The sequence below is a fragment of the Kitasatospora sp. NPDC057518 genome, from assembly GCF_042802075.1.
In the GTDB taxonomy this organism is placed as follows: Bacteria; Actinomycetota; Actinomycetes; order Streptomycetales; family Streptomycetaceae; genus Kitasatospora.
This window is the reverse complement of the sequence record NZ_JBHVEU010000569.1, coordinates 1-4,941: the sequence shown is the minus strand read 5'-3', so window position 1 is coordinate 4,941 and position 4,941 is coordinate 1. Positions and strand designations below refer to the sequence as shown.

Genomic DNA, 4,941 nt, shown 5'->3' with positions numbered 1-4,941 from the left:
CTGGCCGAGGCCCGGCAGCAGGCCGCCGAGCTGGACGCGGCCGCCAAGATCCGGATGGCCGAGGGCGTCCGGGCGGAGGCCGCGGCCGAGGGCCCTCCGCCCGCGGCGGGGGCTCAGCGGACCATGGCCGCCAGGACGCTGCGCCAGTCCTCGCCGGGTTCGGGGGCGAGGGGGCCGGCCAGGGTGTCCGCGCGGTAGTGCCAGGGGCGGCGGAGGTCCTCGTCGGCGTCGGGGGCGGTGGTGATGGGGCTGCCGGAGCCGAGCAGGCGGACCAGTTCGGCGGTGAACTCGGGCCAGGAGACGTGTCCGCTGACCGCGTTGACGACCCGGCCGGCGGCGGGGTGGTCGGGGGTGAGGCAGGCGGTGAGGGCGCGGGCCAGGGCGGCGGCGTGCACCCAGGACGCGCCGTACCACTCGTCGCCGGCGGGCAGGCCGATCGGGCGTCCGGCCAGGGCGGCCTGGTAGAGGGCGCCGGTGGAGCCCCAGCGGAGCTGGTCGCGCAGGCGGTGGTGCGGGCCCCAGACGATCGGGGCGCGGACGGCGACGGCCTGGCCGCGGCCGGCGGCGGCCTCGAAGAGGATCCGCTCGCTGTCCAGCTTGGCCTGCCCGTACGGGGTGACCGGCGCGCCGCTGGGAGCGCCCTCGGGGACCTCGGTGCCCGGCGGGCGGCCGTACGCGTCGATGCTGCTGACGAAGACGAACGGGCCGCCCCGCCAGCCGTCGACCAGCGCGCGCATCGCGGCGAGGTCGGTGGCGTGGTCGGTGAAGGTGCAGGCGGAGTGGATGACGGCGTCGACGCCTTCGACGGCCCGGCGCAGGCTGTCGAGGTCGCCGAGGTCGCCCTCCGCGACCTCGGCGCCGTTCAGCGCGGGCAGGTGCGCGGACTCGGGCCGGACCAGCACCCGGACCGGCCGGCCCTGGGCCATCAGCTCCTGGAGCACGGCCGCGCCGACCCCTCCGGTGGCGCCGGTGAGCAGGACGGTGCCGGTGCGGGCGCCGGTGCTCCGCGGGCGGGCCCCGGCCTGGGCGAGGGCGGCGCTGCGCTCGTCCGCGCGGGTGGCGAGCAGGGCGGCGAGGGCGCGCGGGGTGCGCTGTTCCAGGATGTCGAGGCCGGTGAGCGGCAGCCCGGTGCGGGTGCGCAGGCGTTCGGCGAGCTGGACGGCGATGAGGGAGTGGCCGCCGAGGGCGAAGAAGTCGCCGTCGGCGGGCGGGGTCGCGCTGAGCAGTTCGCCGAACGCCTGCCGGACGACGTCCAGCGGGCCGTCCTCCAGCGGAGCGGTACCGGACAGCGGAGCGACACCGGACAGCGCGGCGGTGCCGGGCAGCGGGCCCGCGCCGGGCAGCCGGTCGCGGTCCGGGGTGCCGTCCGGGAGGCGGGGCAGCCGGTCCAGCAGGGTGACCGCGCGCGGCAGTTCGGCGGCCGGCAGGCGCCCGCGCAGGGCGGCCCGCAGGGCGCTGCCGGTCGGCGCGACGGGCCCGCGCACCACCGCGTAGGCGAGCGGCGGGCCGTCGGGGTGCTCGACGACGGCCGCCTCGACCACCGCGGGATCGGCCGTGAGGGCGGCCACCACCGGGTGTTCGGCGGCGGCCAGCCGCTCGCCGGGCAGTGCGGACAGTGCCAGGTCCGGGTTGGCGGCCACGGCGGTGAGCAGCGCGGCGAAGGCGTCGGCGAGCCGGGCGGCGGTGGTCGCGTCCAGCGCGTCCCGGTCGTGCTGGACCAGGACGCGCGGCCGCGGGCCGTCCTCCAGCAGCAGGGTGAGGCCGAACTTGGCCAGTCCCAGGTCGAGTTCGACGTTCTCGGTGTCGAGGCCGGGCAGCACCAGCGGGTCGGCGATCCGGAGCAGGTCGCAGCTGACCGAGAGCAGCGGGGTGCCGTCCGCCCCGCGCGAGGCCGCGCCGAGCCGCTCGACCACGAGGTCGAACGGCACCTCGTGGTGCTGCTGGGCGTCGAGCAGGGCGGTGCGGACGAGACCGAGCAGTTCGGCGAACGACGGGTCTCCGGACGGATTCGTCCGCACGGCGAGGGTGTTGACGGCGAGGCCGACGGTCCGGCGGAACTCGGGCCGCGCGCGGTGGCCGCTGGCGCAGCCGAGGACGAGGTCGTCCTGCCCGGAGGCGGTGCGCAGCACGGCGAACGCGGCGGCCAGGACAACGGTGTACAGCGTGGCGCCGTGCCGCGCGCCGAGGACGCGCAGCCCTTCCACCACGGCGGGGTTCACCGGGGCGGTGTGCAGGGCGGCGCGGCGCTCGCGGGCGCCGGGTGGGACGGGCCGCAGCAGCGACAGCGGTCGGGCTCCGGACAGACCGGCCGCGAGGGTGTCGGCGGCGGCCGTCAACTCGGCCTCCCGGGCTCGCTCCTGGCGGGCGTAGTCGGCGTATGAGGGGGCCACCGACGGGAGTTGGGCCGGAACCCCCTCGCATCCGGCGCGGTACAGCGCGGCGATGTCCGAGGCGATGAACGGCAGCGAGCCGCCGTCCACCGCGATGTGATGGATCGTCAGCAGCAGTGTGTGGTCCTCGGGACCGTGTCGCAGCAGCAGGGCGCGCAGCACCGGACCGGCGGCGAGGTCGAACGGGCGGGCGGCCTCGGCGAGGAGCTGCTCGGGGCCGGTGGCGTCCAGCACCGGCAGCGGCACCGGGGCGACCGGGTCGGTCTGCTGGTAGGGCTGGTCGCCCCGGCGCGGGTAGCGGGTGCGCAGGACGGCGTGCCGCTCGGTCAGGCCGGTGATCGCGGCGGCGAGGGCGGCCTGGTCGAGCGGGCCGCGCAGCCGGGTGGCGATCGGCACGTTGTAGAGGGCGCCGCCCTGGCCGAGGTGGTCCATCAGCCACATCCGCTGCTGGGCGTGCGAGAGCGGGGCCGGCTCGACGGGTACGGCCGGACCGCCGGGCGCGACGGGTCGGGCGGGGGCGGTGGCGGTGCGGCGGTCGCGGGCGCGGCGCAGCAGGTCGGTCTGGTCGACGGTGCTCATCGGTCGGCTCCGGGGGTGTCGTCGGCGGCCCGCAGGGCGCGTTCCAGCAGGTCGGCCTGGGCGGCGACGGTCGGGTGGGCGAGGAAGTCGGCGAGCGACAGCTCGACCCCGAGGTCCTCTCGCAGGTCGTCCACCACCCACATGGCGAGCAGCGAGTGGCCGCCCTCGGCGAGGAAGTCGGCGGCCGGGTCGGTGATCGGGCGTTCCAGGGCCCGGCTCCACGCCTCGGCGACGACCTGCTGGATCGGGCCGAGGCCGGCGCCGGTGGCCGGGTGTGCCCCGGTCGGCCCGCCGCCGGCCGGGTGCGCGTCGGCCGTCTCGTTCACAGGCGGGTGCGCGTCGGCCGCCCCGTCGACGGCCGTCTCGTCCCCGGCCGGGTGCGCCCCGGCCCGCTCGTCGGCGGCCAGCGCCCGCCGGTCCACCTTCCCGCTGCCGGTCAGCGGCAGCGCGGCGAGCACGGTCCAGGCGGTGGGCACCAGGTGGGCGGGCAGCTGCTCGGCCAGCCGGGCGCGCAGCGCCTCGACGGCCGGGCGGGCGCCCTCGGCGAGCACCAGGCAGGCGGTGAGCGCGGCGTCGGGCTGCCCGGCCCGGCGGACCACGACCGCCGCCTCGGCGACCTCGGGCAGCTGGAGCAGCGCGTGCTCGACCTCGCCGGGTTCGATCCGGTAGCCCCGTACCTTGACCTGGTCGTCGGTGCGCCCGTGGTACTCCAGGGAGCCGTCCGGCAGTTGGGCGACCCGGTCGCCGCTGCGGTAGGCGCGTCCGATGCCCGGCAGTTCACGGAAGCGCTCGGCGGTCAGCTCCGGCCGGTCGAGGTAGCCGAGGGCCAACCGGTCGCCGGCGATCCACAGTTCGCCGACGGCGCCCGGCGCCACCGGCGCGAGCCGCTCGTCCAGGACGTAGGCGCGGGCGCCGCCGAAGGTCCGGCCGATCGGGACGGAGCCGGCGCAGTCGGCCGGGGTGACCCGGTGGACGGTGGTGAAGGTGGTGGCCTCGGTCGGCCCGTACCCGTTGACCAGTTCGAGCCAGGGGAAGGCCCGCAGCACGGCGCCCGCGTGCTCGGCGGAGATCGCCTCGCCGCCGACGACCAGGGTGCGCAGCACGCCGAAGATCCGGGAGCGCCGGGCGGCCAGGTGGTGGAAGAGCGCGGTGGTGAGGAAGACGGTGGTGACGCCGAAGCTCTCGACGTCGCGGACCAGGTCCTCGGCGCTGGGCCGCTCGCTCGGGGAGACGGCCACGGCGGCGCCGCGGGCGAGCGGGGCCCACAGTTCGAAGGTGGCGCCGTCGAAGGAGACGGTGGAGTGGAAGAGCACCCGGTCGCGCGGGCCGAGGACGACCGCGTCCTCGGCGGTGACCAGGTCGGCGACGGCGCGGTGCGGGACGAGGACGCCCTTGGGGCGGCCGGTGGAGCCGGAGGTGTAGTAGAGCAGGGCGGGCGCGGCCGGGTCGGCGGCGTCGGGCGCCGTGCCGTCGGTGGCCTCGGTGCCGCGCTCGGTCAGCACCAGGGTGAGCTCCTCGGGGAGCCCGGCCTCGGCGAGCAGCCCCTTGTCGCCGAGGACGAGCCGGAGGTCCGCGTCGGCGGTGAGTTCGGCGATCCGCGGGCGCGGGTAGGCCGGGTCGATCGGGACGGCCAGGGCGCCGGCCCGCCAGACGGCGAGCTGGGCGACGACGTACCGGGTCGAGCGGGCGCACAGCAGGCCGACGGCGCTGCCGGGGCCGATCCCCCGGGCGGCCAGGACGGCGGCCAACCGGCCTGCGGCGTCGACGAGTTCTCGGTAGGTGAGGACGGTGGAGCCGTCGGTCACGGCGAGCGCGTCGGGCCGGCTCTCGGCCTGCCGGGCGACCAGGGCGGGCAGGTCGGTCAGGGTGGGCAGGGTGGGCAGGGCCGGCGGGTCGGTCACAGCAGACCGGGCCGCGGCGGGCGAGGACATGGTGGTCACGGTGGTTCCCTTCCGGGCGCCCCGGCCGGGTC

At 77.9% G+C, this 4,941-nt stretch carries 2 protein-coding genes; both read right to left on the bottom strand.

The genetic code is table 11. From position 1 onward, the window contains the following. Window positions 1–113: 113 nt before the first annotated feature. A complete protein-coding gene (locus ACFU7Z_RS36180; protein ID WP_380782267.1) occupies window positions 114–2,969 on the bottom strand; it encodes a condensation domain-containing protein in 2,856 nt (951 codons plus the stop codon). After that, on the bottom strand, window positions 2,966–4,941 hold a 1,976-nt coding region (locus ACFU7Z_RS36175), incomplete at its 5' end, for a non-ribosomal peptide synthetase (protein WP_380782265.1). The genes ACFU7Z_RS36175 and ACFU7Z_RS36180, both read right to left, overlap by 4 nt.

Excerpts from the sequence above, each read along its gene's own strand:
- ACFU7Z_RS36180 (WP_380782267.1), bottom strand. The coding sequence starts at position 2,969 with ATGAGCACCGTCGACCAGACCGACCTGCTGCGCCGCGCCCGCGACCGC.